The sequence below is a fragment of the Vibrio sp. Makdt genome, from assembly GCF_027587015.1.
Lineage (GTDB): Bacteria > Pseudomonadota > Gammaproteobacteria > Enterobacterales > Vibrionaceae > Vibrio > Vibrio chagasii_B.
In genome coordinates this window covers 230655-252143 of sequence record NZ_JAPPTH010000005.1, presented here as the reverse complement: position 1 = coordinate 252143, position 21489 = coordinate 230655, and the positions used below count along the sequence as shown (strand labels likewise).

The following is a 21489-nucleotide window of genomic DNA, read 5'->3' as shown; positions in this document are numbered from 1 at the left end:
ACATATGATGGCAAAAACTAAATGGCTGAAGGCTAGTTTGGTGGCAAGTGCTGTTTCAACAGCACTATTCCCAACAGTCGTCTTAGCTAAATCTGTTACGGTAACTGGTGATATTCAAACAAAATCACCTAACGTTACCTACATCGCTGCGAAACCAACCGTAGAAGCTTTTGTAGAGCCTGCTGCTATTACCATTAAAGAAGGTAATAACTCTGGGTGTACGCTCACAACTGATCAACAAATTGCAATGGACGCGAAAAATAACGATGGATTGACCTGTCAATTCGATTTCGCAGCTCCTTTCAACATGCAAAAAGTTGCAACAGATGGATATACACAGTGGGCATTAAGCGGTCTTATTGACCAAGTTGGTTCGGTAGCTATTCCGATCACTTCTACTTTCTACTCAGGAAGTGCAAACACACCAGTAGTTATTCCTACAGCCAATATTAATATTCAATCTGTACCACCAATCCCTCTAAATGTATTGAGTGTGGAGTATGTCACCTCGAACAATAACAAGGGGAGTGGTGATGTTTTTGAAGTCAACTCACCGAACCAAGGTAGAAAAGTAGCTGTCACTCTGAATACAGAGAGGAAAGACTATGATCGAGTCATTACGTTACCTGAATATGGCTCTTGTACTATCAGTTCCGGTAAGGGTGAACCTTGTTACATCTCACTAAACGATTACGAGTTTGGTAATGAAGATGATCGGTATGGTGAAATTACTATTGATGCCTTTGCTGATGCGAATAATGGATATTTCTTAGCAAATGAACTCAACCCCATCCGACCAATTACCATTAAGTGGGATTCAAGGCTTCCTGAGTACGTAAAAATGGCGAGCGGTGACCAACCGAACAACAAGACAATCACTCTTGATGACGGTTCAGTCTTAACTGCAGAAGATGGCACCTGGGTTATAGCACTCAAAACCCCACACTATGCACGAACTGATAATTGGTGGAACTTAACCGGAAGAGGCCGATTAGTCCCTGATTCGGCTGGGCATGAAGACGTTCCTGACGTGATCATCAATGGTGCCAACTACTCATATATGTGGAAAAGCCGCGGGACACCAAGTTCAGGCATAATTTCACCGATGAAAACTGAGTATGTAGGCGAGTATGTTGTCATGACATACGATGTCACCTCTACGACTTCTGCTGACTACGAAATTGAATTCACTTTTGAAGACCAATTAGGCAATAACATAGAAGTACAAGAACAATCGATCATCGAAAACGTTGATATTGAATTCATGTCTTTTATTGCTGGTCGAGAAGCCGGTGAAACTAAAGCTTATCCCGCGTTTTTCCCAACCGATGTACAATTTGCATTGTTTTCACGCTTTCGCGAGTTGACCATTGAAAGTGTGAAAATCGATGGTCGCGATGTATCGGTCGAAGATGTTAGTGGCGTTAAATCACATTATAAACTGACATCGTTCCCGGCTGATACGCCGAGCGGTCAAGAGTTGATAATGGAAGTGGTAGTTACTGATAATCAAAGTAAAACTTACACTTACGAAACCCCTCTGATTGTTCAACCTTTTGGTTTAACTGTAAGAAATGAAGATGCTTATGCAAATGTTCAACGTTATGAAGCTGACCTGCGCCAGAACTCTACTGTAAGTGGTACTCGTGACTGTAAGCTCTATGATGATATTGAAGATGCGCGCGGTTCTAAGTTTGAATTCAGTTCTGAGCTTCATTGTTATATCGATTGGGTAGACCTCGATCCAGAGTTTGAAACTCAGTCAATGACAAGTAAGTACTTGTTGAAAGGTTTCCCAGCCGCCCCAAGTCCAACATATCAATATCGAACTCACTTCTTCGACTCCTATGGGAATGAATCCGTTTCAGAAGTCAAAACCATTGAACTGATAGGGCTTGACGTACCTCCAATTGAAATGACGATTGAAAGTGGAGATATCATTGAAGGTGATGCAATGCAGGCATTCGCTACTCCAGTAGCTGGTGGTCGTGTTGCTGAAGTGAAAGCCAAAATGATCAATGCTGATGGTCAAATTGTTGCTACAAATCCATTTGGCGACGATACCGTTACTCTTGTTAGGCAAAGTGGGGTATCAACTTCAGCTTCACCACGTTCAACAATCAAAGTCTATACTGACCCTGGTCAGTTGTGGCAAGTAGCAGATTTGAGCGTTAAGGTAGGGTATGACCGCGATGACCAATACGATAAGGTTGAGCAAATTCGAATGGTTTACGTACCGGACGAGGATGTTACAGCGCTAGTCGATATGGAAGATGTCAACATCGTCAACAGCAAGCCATATACTATGACTACCGGGATCGGCGTCTACGATAAGAAGACAAAAGAATACTGGTATGATAAGCACACTCATGGTGAGTGGATGGTTACCTTGCAAGAGTACATCGGCAACAAAGAGTACAAGAATGTTGCAGGCCCTCAATTGCTCCAAGACAACGGTCAGGCTAAATTTACATTCGATCCGTCAGGTTTAGTTGGTGCTGAGAGTTATCGATTCAGAATCGTTGCTGACATCATATCTAAATACGATGGTTACTCACGTAACATACAAAGTCGAGATACCACCTTTAAAACTCATAAAGGCGGCGCAATTGATGGCTATGTTAGTGCATCTACCACCGATCGAACGGTTCCATTTAAGTACCGTGGTACATTAGAGTTTAACACCAAAGCTGATAAAAAAGCTTACGGTGACATTACTTGGCACTTCCGCAATGTCAAAAACTCAACTTGGACTCAGGTTACTCCAGAACGTGCTGAGCGTTTTGAGTATACATTCACCGATGTTGGTACTTATGAAGTCCGTGCGACCGTAGAAAATAAATATACTGGTGCTATTTCTACAATTTTTGCAGAAAAGCTACTTGCGTATGAAGAGGTTGAATCTTCTTTAATCTACAACGGAACTGAATATGTTAATCAACCAAATGTCGTAAAATTGGACCTACCAAAAGATGCTTCAGCTTATGATATTGAGTGGTCTGAAGATAAGTGTGAGACGTTCACTGTTGGCGGAATTGATCATACCTTTGTACGAGCAGAAGAAACTAAAGTTGATATCTGTGCTCGAGTTTCACTGAAGGAAACAGAACAAGCAGGAAACAAACGTTGGACTGTAATTAAGAAGAAAATTACAGTAAAAGAGCCTTCACCGTTAAAAGTGAAAGTGAAAACTTCTAAGACATCAGAAGTAGGGTTTCCGACAACACTTACTGCCACTGTTCAGACTGACTCATACATTGGTCACGAAGCAGTTGCATCATGGTATCGACCTGATGGTACAGCAATTCCAACGACTGTTGAGAAGGTTTCATCGAATAAGTACAACCTATCAGCAACTTACACAATTACTGAAGATGACTTGAATTCTTTCAAGCAAACACTTCCGTTTTATGTGCAGGCTCAACTACCAGCGGTTGCAGAAACATTTGCAAAAACAGAAGCTCGAATGGCGGTATTAGCATATGAGTTTCCTGAATTTGAAATGACTATCGACCAAGACTATATCTTCGCCCCAACGGAAGTAGATGTATTCATTAAGATGGTAGAAGAACCTGAAGTAAACATGGTATTCAGCTATGACTGGCTAACACGTGATGGCAGTGAACTAGGTACTTCGCGAGACTCGCGAACTGGTTCGCGAGCAAAATACTATGTTAAAGATGCTGGGCTTAATGATTTTGCCGTCCTTATTTCAGACGAACGTGGTAATGAAGTTCTATTAACCGGCCAAAGCGCAGCTGAAGAACCTCAGCCAGCTGAAGTTGAGTTAAAAACTACATTCAGTAACGATCACATGCGATACCCACTCGACGTTGTTGTTCGACCATCGGTTGACTATGACCATAAGAGTGACAAGGTGTTACGTGCTGAATACTACGTGAATGGTCTGTTAGAGCTTGATGCTAAGTCTGGCACTAAGCTGTACTACACGGCAGAAGAAGCGGGTGACGTTACAGTTAAGTACATTACTTACTCAAAACTTGGTGTCACTGATGAAAAGGAAATTAGTTTTACTGTAATTCCGAACATACGCCCTGTGTGTGAATTGGAAATGAGTGAGGCTACTTCATCTTACAACTTTAAGGCAAGATGTTCTGATGCAGACGGCCGCGTTAAGCAGTACTTGATGGAGTTCCCGGAACTTGGATTGGCAGGTTCAACAAAAGAATACCGTCTAACTAAAAACGCTACAGAATTAGTTGGAAAGACATCTTTTATTGTTCGAATGACAGCAACTGATGATTCTTTTGAAAGCACTCAAATCGAAAAGCTATTTATTATCTCTGAACCTAAGGAAGAGGAAGAGTAATCCCTGATATAGCTTATTAATCAACGCCCAGCGGTTGTTAATCACTGGGCGTTTTCATTTACTGGAGGTGTGTTAGAATGAACCAGATCACCACTCGAAATTACGATTTTTTCAAGACTGAACTCGGCTTCCGAAAGCCAAACCTAATCAAGCGAATAACTTCTGGGGCACTAGTATGTGCACTTGGTGTCGCCGGTATGAATGCTTTTATAGATCGATTTACAATAATGATCGACTACACGGGTTACCGATGTTTAGATGCACGAATTCTATTAGTAGACAAATATGATAAGTCCGCCAACTCTGGCGATATAGTTGCCATTGAAGGGGTTGGGGTACCAATTCTCCCTGATGAGAACCGCTACATAAAAATGGTCGCGGGTATTCCCGGGGAAACCGTAACCTTTGATGGCACAACTGTATCATCTACAGGAGGCTTTAATCGGATTGCACCACTTTCTACTGAGTACGACTTAGCAAAGAAAAAATACAATTTGGGTACCGAGTGGGTATTAAAAGAAAACCAAGTTTTTTTGATCGGTGACACGCCTCATTCATTGGATGGCAGGGTAGTGGGGCCGAGTAATCCAGACCACATAATCGGAAAAGCATATGTCTTACTATAAATTAGGTGTAATCGGACTCCTAATGGCTTCATCGGGCGTTATCGCAAAAGACTCAAACCTAGAACCGACACAAGCAGAAATAGATGCATTAAGAAGTACACACTCTCAGTTCGAAAACCTACAGTTAGACGGAAAAAGTGCTTACGAAGCTTCGAAAGAATACTTGGAAGGCATTTCAACCGAACCAACTAACGTCAAATTTCCAGGGTCTGTTGTTTTCACCAAGGAAGACGCGAAATTATTTAGAGAAAGCCATAAGCAAGCGCAAGAGCTTGGGCTTGTAGAGAAAGATAGGCCGGAGTGGATTGTCAATAAAGGTTCTTGGGACTCGACAGTAAGCCAAATTAGTAAAGATGCAGAATCAATAGTTCAAAAAAGAATAAAAGCAGCTTACCCGCAAGTCGCAAAGAAAAAGATTGAGGTTGTTAGAGGTAATGATCAAGCTAACTCATTCCTAGAACCAACTGAAGACATGTACTTGTTCATCACTAGTTCGATGAAATCTGTTGAAATATCTGACGTTTTAGTGGCAGCAAAAAACACAGGTTCGACGGTCGTTCTGAGAGGAATGCTCCCCGGAACAACATCGATAACGGATACTTCCAGATATTTATTGCAGATTTTAAAGGATGCAAAACTAGACAAAGCACCACCCAAAGTAATTATTGACCCTAGATTATTTAATATCTTCAGTATTACATCGGCCCCAGCAATGGCTTACACCAAACAGGACATAACGGTTACCGCCCATGGTTTAGTCGCGTTGGATTGGTTTGTTGAACAAAGCAGAAATCAGACATCTAGTGCAAAGTTAGGAATGTTAACTCCAACGACTGTAATTGTTGAAGAAGACCTACTCGCGCTCCTTGAACGAAAGTATCAAGAAATAGACTGGAAAAAACAAAGAGAGAAAGCTCTTAATAGCTTTTTTGCTCGCCAAACATTTAAGAAATTTCCAGTTCCAGAGGTTGATAAGAACTATGAACTAGACCCTCGGATCATTTTCACCAAGGATGTTTATGCTGGTGGAAAGCTTATGGCTAAGAAAGGGGATGTAGTAAATCCTTTAGCTGGGTTTGAAGGTATGAATCGTTCACTGTTCATCATTGACCCAAGAGACCCTCGACAAAAAAGCTTAGTGAAAGATCGATTGTATTCAGATTCCGTAGGTATCCCGACGATTGTTGTTAACCACTTGAACCCTAAGGAAAAATTTAAGGGAATAAACGATCTGGAAACAGAGTTTGAACATAAGATATACATGTTACAGCCATCATATGTAGACCGATTCAAAATTACTTCGCTACCTATTCGAGTAGATATTGTCGGTGGAAAAGGCATTTGGATTAAAGAGTATGGTGAAGAAACTTTAAACGTCATACATGAACAGTTAGAAGGAAATAAATTATGAATTGGTTAAGTATTTTATTAGGTGTTGTGATCGGCGTATTTTTAGCTTCTCACCAACCAGAAACGGCAGAACATATCAGAAATTACTCCCTTGAAGTGATCGAAGCAGTGCAAGGAATAATTCGAACATGAAAAGTCTGGTGAGGAAAATAACAGTAGCTTTGGCTTCAGCCACATTACTGCTTAGCGGCGCAAGTAGTGCTGGTGGTATGGACAGTCAGTGCCCTGATTCAGAATATTTTACGGGTCTTATGACAGATATATGCTGGACTTGTGCACTGCCAATCTCTTTATTTGGCCTGACTGATCCGCCGGAAGGGGCCAACGATGACTTTATGTGCGCTTGCGACGATGACTTAGGAATCCCAATACCTGGTTTTGCTGTAGGTTTCTACCAACCAGATCAGATCATGGAAGTATCAACAATTCCTTATTGTAGCCCTACACTTGGCGGTGTTCAGCTATCAAATGACTATACACATATTGGTACTTCGTTAGATGATAAATCAGGTGATGACCCAAACTCCCAAGAGTCGAACGAAAAGTCAAAACTTGTCCAATATCATTACAACTATTTGGCTTCCCCTGTACTAAAAATGATGCAAGTGTTAGCAATTCCTGAATGCGACAAGACTCCGGGTACGGTTGACCTTGATATCATGTTCATGTCACCTCTCACTGTAGAATGGTATGACGACCTAATGAGCTTCGTGCTGAATCCAGATGCTGTAGCGTTTGCGAACCCGGTAGGGCAGGCTATGTGCATGTACGATTGCGCCGAAACGATGCTAACAGGTGAAGCAAGTCAAGCAAACTGGCATTGCGCAGGCTGTGATGGTTCATTGTACCCATTAACCGGCAATATATCCGGTGCCGCCGACAACCCAATACAAGCCACGTCATTGGTAACACAAAGAGCAATTGCTAAATCACACAGGTTAGGGTTGAGTGCCTTAACAATGGGTAAAGATGCAATGTGTAAGTATAAATACACTCCAATGCTGCCTAAATCTCAATACAAATTCCAAATGGCCTTCCCAAGCGCTCAAGCGTCGGGATCATGCTGCCAACCTTTAGGCGAGAATTGGCTGAAATGGGGATTGGGCCGGACTTCACCAGGTGGCGGCGAAGATACGACATTCGTATACAACATATTTCGATGGGCTGATTGCTGCATTCCATTATTGTAAAGAGATATAGAAATGTACCTTAGAATACGACAAATACTAATAACTTACATGAGTTTGATACTCATGGTTATTCAAGGGGTTAACGCCACTGCTACACCGTATCGTGTGGCAGCAATAGTTAGTTCTTCTTATAACGCCATAGCAAATCCAGCCTTATTGTTTCCAGCATCAGCTGGATTAGCTGGTCTAGCGTTGTCAAATGAACTACAAGCCGCAACTCTCGAGCCGCCGGAACATAGTTGTGAACCCGGTTATGATAAGGTTTCTGGGAAGTGTATGATGCAGGAAACCGCGTCCATTATTCCAGTATGTCCTAATGGATTCTCTCCTCAAGTGGTTCGTGATGTCGTTTTGGATAAGCCAGTAAATACTTGTGTAGCCAATAAATCAAAAACTGCAGAAGTGGTGTGTCCTAGCGGATGGGTAAGTGGTGGAGCTAACGGTCAGCAGTGTAGACACGAAACATCGCCGGATGCTTATGGTATTTGTCCTAATGGATATACAAAATCTTCTGGTCAGTGCGTGACGGCGTGGAGGTTCGAAGCCCCTAGTCAGTATGTATGTTCAGACCTCTGTAATATCGATCTATCGAATCCTCTAAGTACATGCCCCGCGGATCAAGACCCAATAGCTTAGCTAGGGTTAATAATAAAGCGACTTGTACAGCTGAGGGTGCAGCTCAAGGGAAATGTAGAGAAGGTGAAATCATTTATGTTGAATTTCCTGAACTTGATTGGACGATAGAAAGCCCAATACCTTCACCAACCTCAAGTAATCCAGTGATGTGTTACAGGAAAGCATATGAGGCTCAAAAGCGCGACTGCCCAACTCCAAACCAGAACAATTCGTCAGGTCGCCAAAATGGAGAACCACTTTGGGGAACTCCTACTGGGCTAGATGCAGATAACCCATTGTATTACGACAGTGTTACCGGAGCTCCAACAACCTGTTTAAGAACCTGGATGCAGGACCTTAATGTTTCGTGCCCTGTAGGTACTATCTTCGACCAAACACTAAACGGTTGTATCAATGAACTGTCAGCAGAATGTCCAAGTGGCACAACTTATTCGAATGGACAATGTATTGGTGGAGATGGAAAGCAATGTCCCACAACTCACTATTTCGATGAAAAATCATCCGTATGTACACCGAAACTGAGTGACCCTTCAGATTTTAACGAGCAGTATAATTCAGGGGCTGACTTAGCTTGGGCTATCGGTGGCCTGCAGTCAGGTAAGGTTCAAGGTGCAAATAATCAAGGTGATGTGACGCTTGATATGGGGCTTCTTAATCAGGAAGCCGATAGAGAATTACAAGCTAACAAAGATAATTTTAAAGATGTAGTTGCTATCGGTGAGAATGACCGAACCCATAATCAATACTCTTCGATTGACAATACATTCGGTAATGAGAAAGAACAAACAACTGTTATTCAAACGAATCACGGGTCATATCAGTCCTACTTAAATGACTCTGATCCAGAACATCCCAACTTAGCAGCTGAAGCATATGCTTTGGTTGACGATAATATTCACAAAAATAGGCCGCCAGCTATAGACCCGAGTGATGACTGGCTTGATAGCAGTAAAGATATCAACAAAGGCATTGGGGATGGCACAGATCCATATTTTGGTGACTGTGAGGTTGGAGGAACTAAAACTGTACTAAACCCTGACAAGCAGATCATCACACAAGAATCATGTACTAAGCCAGTGACCATGAACTTCAGCTCTTGCAAAGTTCAAAGGTATATCGAAGAACCTGTTATTAAAATTATCGAAGGGGCGGATAAGGCTGAAGTTGAAGTAATAGCAAATGACACAATTCGCATTACTATGGGTGAGATTTGTGACAACTGCTTAAACGATGGAGGGCAGGCATGTAAGACCTACACTCGGAATGTTGTTGTACAAATGACGAAAGATATCGGTGTAAAGAAGGCGACGTTCACCAAGTCTTTATATGACGACATGATTGTTATCGCGGCTGATGGTAATGAAGTATTTAGAGCCGCAAAAGCTCCTTGGAATGTTAGTGGGTGGCCTTCTGCTGGACAGAGTTGTGAGAACGGAACCTCGTACACTTGGAACGGTTCAATTGATGCTACCCAACAGTTTCAGGAAGCACTCGCTGATGACAACCGTATAGACTTCAATTACAAAATTGGAGTCGGTGGAGGCGGCGAAGCTCATGCAGTTGTTGTCATACAGTTTGACCAAGACATTCGCACGGACTGGTTCGATGAGCCTAGATATGAACCAGAAAATTGTTTTGACCGCTATACAAGCGGCGAGTGTACAGCGACTGGTTGGGAGTGCGACTTGACAATGCCCCCGAACACTTTAGGGATGGAAGACTGGGAAGAGTGGGATGGCGTTAGAAACTGGAACATTACGAACCAAGGCTACGATGCTCGCTCGACGCAAAATGGAGCATTTTCTGCGTATGGTTCAATGCAAAATGTTGGCAATTTATGGTTCCGAGGGGATGTAACTGTACCGTCAGATGATGATGACTCTTTTGGCTTTATGATTGGGTACCCAGAAGCCCCGCACTTCAACAAAGATCCTGACAATGCAGACTACGACCCGAATGCTACCGACCAGGAATACAATCACTACTATGTGTTGTTATGGACATCGAATCATGAGGGGAGTAATGGCAGTTATTACGGTTTGTCTTTTTACAAAAGTTATGTTCCGTATTCAACACTGGAAAATCGATTTCCATCTTATTGGGGCATCAATTTCCATAATGACATGTATGAAACAGACCGGTTTGGAAATAGTGTCAGAATTCTAGATGTCATACATTCTGACAGGACGCCTTGGAGTCCAGGTAGAAAATATGAGATTGAGTACAAGCAAGATGAATTTGGATACGTAAAATTCTGGATTGATGACACCCTAAGAATCGACATACCACCAGAACTTGAGACAATAAAAACGGGTAGGTTTGGCTTTGCGACAATATCATTAAATAACGTGTTTTTTGAGGGGATGGAAAAGGTAGTCCCGTATGATTTTGGCCCGTTGTTCCCTGGAGATTCAGATCCATCACGATGCGTACAGGGTCATGCTGTAGACTTTCGCTGTGGAGCTCTATCTGACAATGGTTCCATTCTGGGTCCTAGTGGTTCAGTTTGGACATATGACAAACTCCAAGAGATGGACAATACCTGTGCACCCTTAGAAGCTCGTGAAGACTGTTCTTGGGTTAAACGGGAATGTGTTGAAGGGTTTGAGCAACCAGATGGCTCTTGCTTAGCGGAAAAGGAGATCTACAACTGTGTAGATAATTCTAACGCTTGGGAAGAAGTGCCGATGGAAAACACATGCTCAGTCCTTCCTTGTTCTGGTGGTGAGTGTGATCATCGAGGTGAAGAGGTAAATCCAGACTTTGCAGACGTGGTAACCCAGATAGCTCTCATTTCCGAAATGAGAGAATACATGGACTGTTCTGATCCAGACGATATTAATACTTGCCAAGTATACAAAGGGGATCAAAGGACTTGTTCTTATGATCAGTTCGGAATGATTGATTGCTGTGAAGAGTTCAAAGGAAAAACGATCGATTTCTTTGCCGTAACTCTCAACCTAATGACAGTTGCTTCCTTTGAAAGTGAAATGTTTGGTATCGAAGAAAGTATGGCATCTCAAGCATGGGGCTCGATGGAAGGTTATGTGCCAACCATAGATTTTGGAATCAACGAACAAGACGGTATTACAGCTGAACTCGGGCAAGTAGGCCAAGATATAACAGATGGAGCCAAATCATGGATAGGGCTTGAAAAACCCCAAACTGAAAAGTTTGCAGAGGGTAATGAAACAGCGCATGGGGAGAAGTCATCTGAAGAATCACCGAACGATAGCAGCGGTGCGGACACGGATAAAGTATTCCTTAATTGGGCTAAAGAAATGATTAAGGATGAGATAATTGATGAAATGGTCGCTCAAGCAATCGACTACATCGTTGATTTGTTACCTGAAATTATGCAAGAAGCTATGGCATCAGCAGGTGAGGCTTTATTTGCAGAAACTGTTAAAAGCCAAGTAACCGATGAAGCTGCAAAGCAAGCTGCAGGTGCAGCCGTTGAAGCTATAGCCGCTTTTATGGGCGCTGTCTCAGTAGCTATTGCAGTTATAAAGATCGCTCAAGCAGTGTATCAATTACTAAATGGTTGTGATGATTCAGAAATGGATATGCCACAAGTTCTGAAAGAGAAAAAATGCTTTTATTCTCATACAAGGGATTGCGATAAAAAATTTGGAATCTGTATGCGAAAATACGAGAAAAAATGGTGTTGTTTTTCATCAATTATGTCACGAATAATAATGGAACAAGCAATCTATCAACCACAACCTTTTGGCGGAAGAGCCAAGAGCAAGTCGGAGTGGTATAACAATGAGCAATGTCGAGGGTTAACCCTTGCTGAAATTCCGCTTGTTGATTTTTCTTCTATCAATCTTGACGAATGGTATGACTTGATGGTTCAGTCAGGCACCTTGCCGGATGGACAAGACACTCTTGAAGAGTGGACGAAGGATAACAGTTACGCAAACCCATACGGTCGCTCAGACTCATTACAATTACAGTACGACCGAGGAGTGGAGGACTTCAATGAAGAATATCGTGAAGTTATGGATCGCTCTGATGTTTTAGGAGAGGCGGATTGTTCTGAAACCTCAAACTTGCAGGGATGCAAGACTGGTATATTTGCGGACTAAGAGGTATTAGAAGGCAGGCATAACGGTGTATATAACGTTAGCCTGCCATTTGATTTACATACCGAACTTAAGTTCTTCCTTAGATGATAAATTCATAATTTTCGGAGACTCACTAAAGTACCCTTGATCCCAGTATGGCTTTAATGAATAAATGTCATCTTTTAGAAAGCGAATAATATTTTCATCATTCATATAAGATAATGCAGTTTGATAGAAGTAGTCATTATGGTTGCTGGATGTCAAACCATCAATCGGAAACATAGAAGGTAGAGTGGCCATCATTACAATGAAGTCACCATTGGGTAGTAATGACCCTTCACTCGAAGATTTATAGTAGTAATGACCTTCCGCTTCTACCATTCCAAAGCAATTTAATGGAGAGATAGGCAAGCGACTGTCCGCTTCGTAGTCACTATTCATGTAACCAGAAAATTTATCAAATAAGTCGGGGTCAGAACAATGTGCAACAGTGCCACTTTCTGTAAGTGGAACAACAAAACTTGAATCATTGAAAGTAGAAAGTCCAACATTTACAGGAATGAATTTTTCCACTTTTACAACATCGCTCGAATTCAAATATGCATTCTCAATAATAGCGGTCATTTCTTCTTGATTTTTGAGAAGCAGATCTGCAATTGCAGAGTCATCATTTGACTCAACAGGTATCACGCGAAAAAGGATGTTGTGTCGATAGTAGTAATTCATCTTAGATAAACTGCCTTGAAGACCGATAACATTAAAAGCAGCCTGAAAAGGGTTTAAGGTTGTTGTTGCTACTGCAGCTACATTGGCCGCTTGCGTGGCACGGACTGAAACATTGGTAAATCCATCAGCATTACGATCAAGGTCATTAGCTTTATGTGGAGATTTACGACTAAACAGATAAGCTAATTGCATCGCATCAGAGTGTTTATAGTCACTTTCCTGAGATAAGTCGTAGTCTTCAAACGATTCAGCATTGAGCATTGTGCGCTCAGTGGTGGTGCCGAAAGTACCACTAAAAGTTGAAGCGCAACCTGTAAGTGAAAGTGCAGCTAAACCGGTAATAGTTATCAGTAATTTGGATTTCATATTTCGAATCATCCTGTGATTTCTTAAAGTTAGGTTCAATATATCAAAAAAAAACAATAAACAATTGATCGCCACAATACTACACGATCGGCGATATTGATTTTGGTATGGTACATCGGTATCTTTAACAATCAACATACCAGACCCAATTTGTAAATCTATGTCTCTAACTGATCGACAACATGCCGTTGTGGATACAAGGGGCCACTGTGCCTGCATCGCACTTCCAGGTTCGGGGAAATCCCACACTTGTGTTTACCATATTTCCGAAAGGCTCAACAATGTGCCGAATTGTTTTTACCAAGCCATCAGCTTTACTAAAAAGGCCGCAGCGGAGTTGCGTGAGCGGATAGAGGGTGAGGTAGGGAGAACTCGTTACGAAAATCAGGTGAAAGTATCAACTTTTGATAGTCTATTCTTAAAGCAACTCAGGGAAGCAAGCGACAATCAGAAAATTGATATAATGAGCACTCCTGAACAGTGGAACTTAGTACGACGAACATTACAGCATCTAAATATGATGAAGATGAAGCATCAGGATGCGAAGAGGATGGTTGATTATTTTGGTGGATTTATCGAGATCCCTCAATCAGAGATCGATGAGAACCCAAACGGGTACAAAATCTATCAACAATATGATGCGTTTCGCCGTCAGAAAAAAATGTGGGATTTTCCATCTATAGCAAAGGTTGTAGTCAAGGGGCAAGAAACCGGTGCTATACCTCTTTTGAATATTACGCATCTACTCGTGGATGAGTTTCAAGATACTGGAGCGATTCAGTATAGGTGGATAAAAGCTTACGCGGAGAGTGATATCGAAGTATTGGTGGTCGGCGATGATGACCAATCAATATATTCGTTCCGCGGGTCCAATGGATATGAAAACTTTATCAACTTTAAAGAAGATTTTAACCCCAAGTTACATGTACTCAATACTTGTTTCCGCTGCAAACCCGGCATTCTTTTCACTGCTAAGCACTTAATTGAGCACAATGATAGTCGAGTATCAAAAGACATGAAAAGCATTGCGAGCATGGGCGGGGAAGTTAAGTTAAGTGCCTTCAAAGACGATAAGGTCGAGATCGAAGAGATTGCTTTGTGCCTAATGGAACAAAGTAACTTGAACGATTGGGCCGTACTTGCTCGAACTAACAAGCGACTTTGGAACTTGGCTTCTATGCTCACAGCCATGGACGTCCCATACAAGACGAAAGAAACTGAGGGGATTCTAAGCCATCCGTTCGTAGATATGGTCTACAAAATAGTAAAGTCTTATTTAAAACAAACGAAAAAACACGCGCCAGACATCCTTTCTTGGCTCGGGGCAACGGAAGATGAAATTCAAGAATCACGTCTTGCTGGTGGCTTATCGCGGAAACATAGTATGGCCAACTACCAACTCCCTGAAGAAAGCGAATTACCACAAAATACGGATGAACGCTTGTTTCATACTTGGAACCACTTTATCTCCGGCGGGCTGCTCACTCGTGACGGTATCAGTGAATTGGATACGCTTATTACAGGGTGTAGAACACTAAACAAGGCTGAGGCAAACATACTTGAAATCACGATCGACATAATGAGGTCTAGTAATCAGGAGATGTTCGAGGAAACAATGAAGACTTTTTGTAAGATGGTAGAAAACAGCCAGAAGAGTCGAGATGAATTTAATGAAGACAATGATGAAGAGGCAGTAGAGTTACTCACGTTACATAGCTCTAAAGGACTTCAGTGGAAGAACGTTTGGATTATGGGCTGTACAACAGGTCAGATTCCGGCGCCGCCAAAAGAAGAAGTGCCTGACGAAGATGCTTATGAAGCAGAGGAACGGAGACTGCTGTTTGTTGGAATGACAAGAGCAATGGATAAATGCATGATGTCATATCTTGTTGGAAAGGAGTCAATATTCATAAAGGAAGTTAGACCCTTCCTTGATTCCGATGAATACCATAAGTTTCAACACTAGATTAATCCCCATTCGGTTGACAGTGACTTAATGGGGATATAACATTGAATAAATCCCCTGACTCTGCCAGATGAGTCTCCCCTTTATTAAAGGGTTCGCTATGTTAAGCCTAAACATAAGCATTCTGCGCGGGCTTTATCCCTATACCCATATTCAAATCAGAGAGTAAATACCTAAGAGAAATGTCTTAGGTATTTACCCTCGTTCCCCAAATCCCAAAAGATCTATGCATCTATTTTTGATTTATCGCAATCTTCATTTTTTTCATACGTGAAAATTAGTGCTGATTGAGTGGTTTTAACTTCGGTTATGCGTATCCCCACAGAACGGAAATTTGATACACAACTTTCTTAAAACGACAAATTTGAGAGATCAAGCTATGTCAAAAACAAAACAACCGCGCAGGGTGTAATAACCCTCAAGGTTGTTCCTCTGCATTAAATAAAAATTAATTACAGAGGTGACTATTATGATCGATCTACGATTACTTGCTTACATAGCAAAACTTAAAATCCAAAAACTGAAAAGATACACAGATACACAAGATTACGAAGCCAGAAAACAAAAATTTGCTTTCTATCTTCATGAACTTGGTAAAACTTTCTTCACTGGTGGTATGTTTGCAGCTTTCACTAACACTGATGACTTAGCAAAATATCTTACGGCAGTAGCAATTGGTTTAATCCAAATGCACATTGCTGATACATTGAAGAAGTAGTTTTTTATCTAACGTAACTTGGAGGTTACTATGGATACGCTTTTGACTATCGGTTTTATAATCACACTTATTGCAGTGCTTATCCGATACTTACCAGCAATCTTGAATAAGATAGAAGCAATTCTTTCCACATTCGAGAAGTAAACTTAACCCGTATTACATCAAGAAATTTTTGTAATACACCCTATGAGGGAAACACAACCCCTCAAGGGATAATTGTGTTTTCTCATAGTTCATAAACTAACTGAGGAAGACAATTATGACCAACCAAATCAAAACAACCAAAGAGACAATTGAAACAAAAACAGAAACAACGGTGAATGAATATGGCTTTAAAACAACCATAAACACTACCACTCGAACTGTTATTCGCACTCATGAAGTTAACAAAGTAACCTTAACTAAGAGTGCATTAGCAAAACGTTCGACCCTGAAAGGCTTCACCAAAAGCAACAAGTTCCTTCCAAATATCAAATCAAACACTCGAAGCAAAAGCCGTTTTCAACGCGCTCTGTTAGTTGTGAATGGTTATTTTGGGTACTTACAAGGAATGGCTTACGGTGTTGGCGGTGGCGCTCTATCTGCAATACTAACAGGAACCGGCGTTGTTGATGTGAATGTGAAATTGTTTGTTGCTTCAAGTGCTCTAATCACCATTACAGGTCTTGTTAAGGTCTATTTCGATGTTCAATTTAAGGACTCTGGATAATTAAACTGAAACCACCATATTTCATTTTTTTATCTTGAGGATTTACTATGTTTGAATACGAAATTTTTGGCTTAACATTTACCTCTCGTTGGGAGTTAGGATCTCTTCTGGTGCTCTTTTGTATATCGATTAACTACATATCGAAAGCGGCATTCAGAATCTTACTAATCAATAGTAAGGGGAAGCATGAAATTCACTAATACGATTGAAAAGAAAGAAGGTGATTATTCACATCCTCGCGTTCGAGTGCACAATACACTCATAGATGCGTCGAAGCGTGATAAATCACTTTTCTTCCGGCGTAAGCCACTTAAAATCACCAACCCTATCAACAAGCAGTGGGCAGTAGCTGACTGTCTTGGTTCTGGTGGGATGAAAGGTTTGAACAAGTCGACACTTGCAATCGAGTACGACACCGCAGACCTTTTGGGAATTCGCATTGGGAAACCTTGTGAGTTATACGTAAAAAATGCAACATATTTAGATATGCTAGTTTGGTCTTGGAAACATCCAGATCACACTTCACGCATAGCTAACCAACACATGATTCTAGGCACCGTCCTAGCCATTGTTGGTATGTTGACCTTTCTATTTTAAGGACTAAATCTAATGGAATATGCAACGGATATTATTTGCTTACTAATTCAATTGATTTTTTAATAAAACAACCAACCCTATCGGGCTAAACGCCTGATACCATTGGGATCTGTTTAGCTCGTTTGATCTATTTAAGGAGCTAAACATGTACCAACCTAACCCAACTGATTTCGAACTGAACCTTGATGCGCAAAAATTCACCCCTGAAAAGGTAGAAATTGAGCGCGCAACTGCACAGGCTGACGAAGCGTTTGATAACTTACTCTTAGTAGTAGGTAATACAGACAGTGAATATGTACCAGCTGTAGATTTATTCGAAATGAAAAGTTTGTTATTGAAAGCTGGCTTTGCAACTTCTTGGCCAATAGCCGAAGTAATTAAAGCTAATCAATACTAACAACAGAATCCTAAACAAGCGTGTGCCTTTGCATGCTCTTGTTGGGTTCTTCAATCTGCTTTCCCTGAGAGTGGATTGATGAACCCAACTGGAGACACACTATGCATGCTACGCTTAACGCAAACACTAACGTAATCACCATCGGTTCAACGTTTATCGAACTGCAGCAAGGTCATATTTTCAATCGTTTCAGCAATACAAAAGCTGAGGGCTTGTTAAAAAGATGGCTGGTCAGTTCAAATCTGATCTCGAGTGACGCGAAAGTAGAAATTGTGGGCTTGCACCAGTGAGCCCGGTTAATCAAAAGCATTTGAATTCAAGTGCTTTTCGTTAACACTCCCCAACACCATTAAATGTTCACACCATGAACACTTTATGGTTAGTAGCTACCAAGTTGATCGTATTAAGCGCTTCAATAATGTAGTTAACAGACAGTCACTGTGGCCTAGACGAACCTTGACGCAACAAGCAAAATGCAAAACTCAAAGGCTTTCACCTTTGCCGGTATACATTTCAATACGTTCACCGGACCAAAAAACCAACCGAATTATCTCCATCGATTCGCGTAAATAAACCACATCGCTTCACCTAGGTTGCAACATTCGTTTCAACAATCCCATTGGGCCACCCAATGGTGTGCCTCTCTATTAAATAAGGAGCTACACCTTGGACATCCATACAACACCCGATGCAGCAGAGTTCCTATTGGGTACCAAATCATCTAAATCAACGCTTGTTCACATTGAAGCTATGACTAAAGATGAACGCGAACTTGCCTCAGTAATTAGTAACTTCAAAGCTTGCTTTGACAATTGTTTCTCATTTATTGAACTCACAAGTGCAACCTATGTACTAGGTTACGTGAATGTTGGCATACCAGTGGAACACGCTTGGATTAAGGTTGGAGACAGATATATAGACCCTACATACGAAACCTTTGGTATCAAAGTAGACGAATACTATTCTGTTCTCGAAGTGCCAATAACAAAGATGTTTAACTTAGTTACAGGAATTGCCCAACATAGCAATGATGTACCAAGAGCCCCTATGCTACATGGCCTAAGTAAACATCCAGATTTTCAATATCTGTTCGTCGACCGTTCTACCAGAATGAATTCATTTATATTCTCAGTAAGCCAAGACGCAAGATTATAACCAACACCTAACCCTCGGGGCATATAACCCTAGGGTTATAGCTCCGTTTTGCTTTAAGGAGCTACAAAATGAACAAACTATACACAAAAACCTCTTGTCAGTTACCAGGAAGCTTTGAAATCAATGAAGCAACCTATGAAGACTACAAATCCATTATCCCAGATGAGATTAAGCTTAAGCTTGCAGAAGACTACTTGCGAGATAGCGTAATCACAACTGAACCATTGACTTCTCCATCGTTAACTAAAATGTACTTAAGCACTAAGGTACAGAACTTAGAACGTGAAGTTTTTGGGGTGATATTCTTGAATAATGGTCACTATGTAATCCATGAAGAGATACTATTTAAAGGCACTATCAGTGCAGCATCAGTTTATCCAAGAGAGGTTGTAAAAGCGGCTCTATTGCAAAATGCAGCAGCAGTTATCTTTTATCATAATCACCCTTCTGGAGTCGCTGAGCCATCACAAGCCGACCGTCAAATAACACGACGACTTTGCGATGCCTTGTCGATGATTGATGTCCGAGTCTTAGACCATTTTGTGGTTGGGGCTGGGGAGGTCGTTTCATTTGCAGACCGCGGTTGGATCTAACAATAATCTTACTTAAACAACCCTCACAGGGGGCCACATACTAGCCCTTGGGAGAGTCGCGTCCTTTGTGAAAAGTAAACTTAGCACAGGAACCACAGTTATGATTAATTCAATGATCTCAGCTCATCTGCATATTGAAAGCCGTAAGTCATTAATGCCAATTTATGCCAAAGCCGTTTATTTTTCAGATGATGAAATAATAGAGGCATTAGCTTATGTAAAACCTATCACTCAAAATAAAGCTGGAAATGAGTGCGAGCTATCAGTCACTCGCGCTAGGCGTTTGTATCGATTGCTTATGGGCTTAGCACATAGACACTTGAACAAACAACCAAAGCCCTCAATTAAAAAGCTTTCTTACCAAGTCAATAACCCCTCAATAATGAGCGTTTTGTTTGGTATAGATAAAGGTTACACACGAATTCAAGGCGGAGACTCGATAAACTTTGCCACGGCAAGTGAATCAGAGTTAAAGATATGTCTCTATGTTGAAGGCAGCGTTACAGAGTACTGCTGTAACGGGATTGAAGCGTTTAATAACGAGCTTTCTCGGTTCACTTCTTACTTTAGAAATGAATTCTGATACTGATGTCTTTTGACTTGCACAATTTATAAATAAACCACCCCAGTAGGGAGCTTTCCTACACAGGGGAAGCTCCATAAGGAGCTACAATGAAGAACTTACCAATTATCCATCCGGCAACCAATATTACTTTACCTGAAGTAGTTTTGACTATTCAGGGTTACCCTGCAAAAGTACCAAACGTGACGTTAAACTTGCCATACTCGGCGATAGCCTACCAAGGTAGACAACCTACGACGCCACACACTGATAAACTACTCGCTAGAGCTATCAGTAAGCAAGCCAACTTAATTGGCTGGTGGTTGTCTAATCTCTACCAATGTGATGTGCACCCTACGGCACCATGGAACATTTCACGAAATTTTAAAGTTGTGATTGGTCCTTGGAGCTTTACTCTTCGAAATGAACTCGTCCGTTTATCTTTACGCTGTTACAGCGCAGGGAAACGTAACGAACAAGATTCCTTGATTGAGTTAGGTGCATAAGATGGCGACGTACTACGTGAAAAGTGGTGATAGATATACCTATACACCAGGTGAACAATATTGGCGGGATAGTGACGGTAATTTGAAAACCGACTTACAACCTGATGGACTCCCAATACCACCGCTTTATACAGAAGAAGGTAATGAAACTAGTACTGGCCATTTTCTTTGTAAAGTAGTGAATAAGCTAAATGATCTGACTATTGAAGTTAAATTAAGGTCTGTTCCTGAACTGATTAGTAAATGTAGTCGTCTTTTTCCCGGCGTCGTTATTAGCCAGTCTGATGAACTTCGTATAGCTGCAGCTCTTAACATTGATGTTGAAGATGCCTCTAGCTTAACTGAAATTATTGCTTATGCTATGAACGATGGTTTTGAAATGGTCGGCGGTACTTACACAATCGACGACATGGAGTTTGATACCATTCCTATTCATATTGATTGGAAGATCCAATAAAAAAATAACTTAGCTGAAACAAAACAAAACTCTTCATCAAGAAGCCTGAAGTGTTTTTGTAAACCAAGGGTTCAAGCAAGAAAGAACGTTGTTCATTCACTTGAAACTCTACCCTTTAACTTAACTGTCTGTGGAGCCGTGAGGCTTCTCAGATCGTTAGTAAGAGCATTAGGAATGTTCATTAAACAACGGCTATTCCTAATTCCCTTCCCTTAACTATAAATTTTGTCGCTCCTGACTCAATTCTTAGCTTAGCTTGCTTCAACAACAACACTTACGTGTGACTTGTTTTTGTTGTGAGACATTAGTCTGATGTGGAATTAAAGACAAAACCCTCAACCATTGGCATTGCCAAAATTAAACCAAACCCACTCGAAGAGTGCATTAAACCCAAGGATCTACATATGTCAGTAATATTTTATCTAGGCTGCTTTTTTATGACTATAGCTCTTTTCTTTACCATTCTGGTTATTAA

At 41.2% G+C, this 21489-nt stretch carries 17 protein-coding genes and 1 pseudogene; 17 read left to right on the top strand and 1 reads right to left on the bottom strand.

Features of this window, described 5'->3' with window-relative positions; genetic code table 11:
- Positions 1–4: 4 nt before the first annotated feature.
- From OH460_RS08885 to traN, 7 genes are all read left to right on the top strand, one after another.
- Positions 5–4330 (top strand): hypothetical protein, encoded by a 4326-nt coding sequence (locus OH460_RS08885; RefSeq protein ID WP_269996751.1) that lies wholly within the window; start codon positions 5–7, stop codon positions 4328–4330.
- Positions 4331–4407: 77 nt separating this feature from the next.
- Positions 4408–4956 (top strand): S26 family signal peptidase, encoded by a 549-nt coding sequence (locus OH460_RS08880; protein WP_269996749.1) that lies wholly within the window; start codon positions 4408–4410, stop codon positions 4954–4956.
- The gene (locus tag OH460_RS08875) at positions 4943–6367 is read left to right on the top strand and encodes a TrbC family F-type conjugative pilus assembly protein (RefSeq protein WP_269996746.1); all 1425 of its coding nucleotides are present in this window, start codon (positions 4943–4945) and stop codon (positions 6365–6367) included. Before OH460_RS08880 ends, OH460_RS08875 begins: the two co-directional genes overlap by 14 nt.
- The gene (locus OH460_RS08870; protein ID WP_269996744.1) at positions 6364–6498 is read left to right on the top strand and encodes a hypothetical protein; all 135 of its coding nucleotides are present in this window, start codon (positions 6364–6366) and stop codon (positions 6496–6498) included. The genes OH460_RS08875 and OH460_RS08870 overlap by 4 nt, the downstream gene beginning before the upstream one ends.
- Positions 6495–7556 (top strand): TraU family protein, encoded by a 1062-nt coding sequence (locus tag OH460_RS08865; RefSeq protein ID WP_269996743.1) that lies wholly within the window; start codon positions 6495–6497, stop codon positions 7554–7556. Before OH460_RS08870 ends, OH460_RS08865 begins: the two co-directional genes overlap by 4 nt.
- Before the next feature lie 276 nt (positions 7557–7832).
- Positions 7833–8192, top strand: a complete 360-nt coding sequence (locus OH460_RS08860) for a hypothetical protein (RefSeq protein WP_269996741.1) — start codon at positions 7833–7835, stop codon at positions 8190–8192.
- The gene (gene traN, locus OH460_RS08855; RefSeq protein ID WP_269996739.1) at positions 8162–12283 is read left to right on the top strand and encodes a conjugal transfer protein TraN; all 4122 of its coding nucleotides are present in this window, start codon (positions 8162–8164) and stop codon (positions 12281–12283) included. The genes OH460_RS08860 and traN overlap by 31 nt, the downstream gene beginning before the upstream one ends.
- Positions 12284–12337: 54 nt before the next feature.
- Here traN and OH460_RS08850 read toward each other — a convergent pair whose 3' ends face one another.
- On the bottom strand, positions 12338–13354 hold the full coding sequence (locus OH460_RS08850) for a hypothetical protein (RefSeq protein ID WP_269996737.1): 1017 nt from the start codon (positions 13352–13354) through the stop codon (positions 12338–12340).
- 160 nt (positions 13355–13514) lie between these two features.
- Here OH460_RS08850 and OH460_RS08845 point away from each other — a divergent pair, with 160 nt between their 5' ends.
- From OH460_RS08845 to OH460_RS08800, 10 genes and pseudogenes are all read left to right on the top strand, one after another.
- Positions 13515–15320 (top strand): ATP-dependent helicase, encoded by a 1806-nt coding sequence (locus OH460_RS08845; RefSeq protein ID WP_269996735.1) that lies wholly within the window; start codon positions 13515–13517, stop codon positions 15318–15320.
- Positions 15321–15789: 469 nt separating this feature from the next.
- Positions 15790–16038 carry a hypothetical protein gene (locus tag OH460_RS08840; RefSeq protein ID WP_269996733.1) on the top strand — a complete coding sequence of 83 codons (249 nt, stop codon included), beginning with the start codon at positions 15790–15792 and terminating at the stop codon, positions 16036–16038.
- A 259-nt stretch (positions 16039–16297) separates the two neighbouring features.
- A complete protein-coding gene (locus OH460_RS08835) occupies positions 16298–16747 on the top strand; it encodes a hypothetical protein (protein ID WP_269996731.1) in 450 nt (149 codons plus the stop codon).
- A gap of 186 nt (positions 16748–16933) precedes the next feature.
- On the top strand, positions 16934–17344 hold the full coding sequence (locus tag OH460_RS08830; protein WP_269996729.1) for a hypothetical protein: 411 nt from the start codon (positions 16934–16936) through the stop codon (positions 17342–17344).
- 145 nt (positions 17345–17489) lie between these two features.
- Positions 17490–17741, top strand: a complete 252-nt coding sequence (locus tag OH460_RS08825; RefSeq protein ID WP_269996727.1) for a hypothetical protein — start codon at positions 17490–17492, stop codon at positions 17739–17741.
- 666 nt (positions 17742–18407) lie between these two features.
- Positions 18408–18896 carry a hypothetical protein gene (locus OH460_RS08820; RefSeq protein WP_269996725.1) on the top strand — a complete coding sequence of 163 codons (489 nt, stop codon included), beginning with the start codon at positions 18408–18410 and terminating at the stop codon, positions 18894–18896.
- A 173-nt stretch (positions 18897–19069) separates the two neighbouring features.
- Positions 19070–19489: pseudogene (radC, locus tag OH460_RS08815) on the top strand (RadC family protein); the annotation flags it as partial.
- 100 nt (positions 19490–19589) lie between these two features.
- The gene (locus OH460_RS08810; RefSeq protein WP_269996723.1) at positions 19590–20072 is read left to right on the top strand and encodes a hypothetical protein; all 483 of its coding nucleotides are present in this window, start codon (positions 19590–19592) and stop codon (positions 20070–20072) included.
- Between the two features lie 89 nt (positions 20073–20161).
- On the top strand, positions 20162–20557 hold the full coding sequence (locus tag OH460_RS08805; RefSeq protein WP_269996721.1) for a hypothetical protein: 396 nt from the start codon (positions 20162–20164) through the stop codon (positions 20555–20557).
- A 1-nt stretch (position 20558) separates the two neighbouring features.
- Complete coding sequence (locus OH460_RS08800; protein WP_269996719.1) at positions 20559–21014, top strand: hypothetical protein; 456 nt, start codon at positions 20559–20561, stop codon at positions 21012–21014.
- Positions 21015–21489 lie beyond the last annotated feature (475 nt).

Bases quoted from the DNA above. Each gene is read 5' to 3' on its own strand.
- OH460_RS08805 (WP_269996721.1), top strand. From the start codon at position 20,162: ATGAAGAACTTACCAATTATCCATCCGGCAACCAATATTACTTTACCT.
- OH460_RS08840 (WP_269996733.1), top strand. From the start codon at position 15,790: ATGATCGATCTACGATTACTTGCTTACATAGCAAAACTTAAAATCCAA.
- OH460_RS08875 (WP_269996746.1), top strand. From the start codon at position 4,943: ATGTCTTACTATAAATTAGGTGTAATCGGACTCCTAATGGCTTCATCG.
- OH460_RS08810 (WP_269996723.1), top strand. From the start codon at position 19,590: ATGATTAATTCAATGATCTCAGCTCATCTGCATATTGAAAGCCGTAAG.
- OH460_RS08825 (WP_269996727.1), top strand. From the start codon at position 17,490: ATGTACCAACCTAACCCAACTGATTTCGAACTGAACCTTGATGCGCAA.
- OH460_RS08860 (WP_269996741.1), top strand. From the start codon at position 7,833: ATGATGCAGGAAACCGCGTCCATTATTCCAGTATGTCCTAATGGATTC.
- traN (WP_269996739.1), top strand. From the start codon at position 8,162: ATGCCCCGCGGATCAAGACCCAATAGCTTAGCTAGGGTTAATAATAAA.
- OH460_RS08865 (WP_269996743.1), top strand. From the start codon at position 6,495: ATGAAAAGTCTGGTGAGGAAAATAACAGTAGCTTTGGCTTCAGCCACA.
- OH460_RS08800 (WP_269996719.1), top strand. From the start codon at position 20,559: ATGGCGACGTACTACGTGAAAAGTGGTGATAGATATACCTATACACCA.
- OH460_RS08870 (WP_269996744.1), top strand. From the start codon at position 6,364: ATGAATTGGTTAAGTATTTTATTAGGTGTTGTGATCGGCGTATTTTTA.
- OH460_RS08880 (WP_269996749.1), top strand. From the start codon at position 4,408: ATGAACCAGATCACCACTCGAAATTACGATTTTTTCAAGACTGAACTC.
- OH460_RS08830 (WP_269996729.1), top strand. From the start codon at position 16,934: ATGAAATTCACTAATACGATTGAAAAGAAAGAAGGTGATTATTCACAT.
- OH460_RS08885 (WP_269996751.1), top strand. From the start codon at position 5: ATGATGGCAAAAACTAAATGGCTGAAGGCTAGTTTGGTGGCAAGTGCT.
- OH460_RS08850 (WP_269996737.1), bottom strand. From the start codon at position 13,354: ATGAAATCCAAATTACTGATAACTATTACCGGTTTAGCTGCACTTTCA.
- OH460_RS08835 (WP_269996731.1), top strand. From the start codon at position 16,298: ATGACCAACCAAATCAAAACAACCAAAGAGACAATTGAAACAAAAACA.
- OH460_RS08845 (WP_269996735.1), top strand. From the start codon at position 13,515: ATGTCTCTAACTGATCGACAACATGCCGTTGTGGATACAAGGGGCCAC.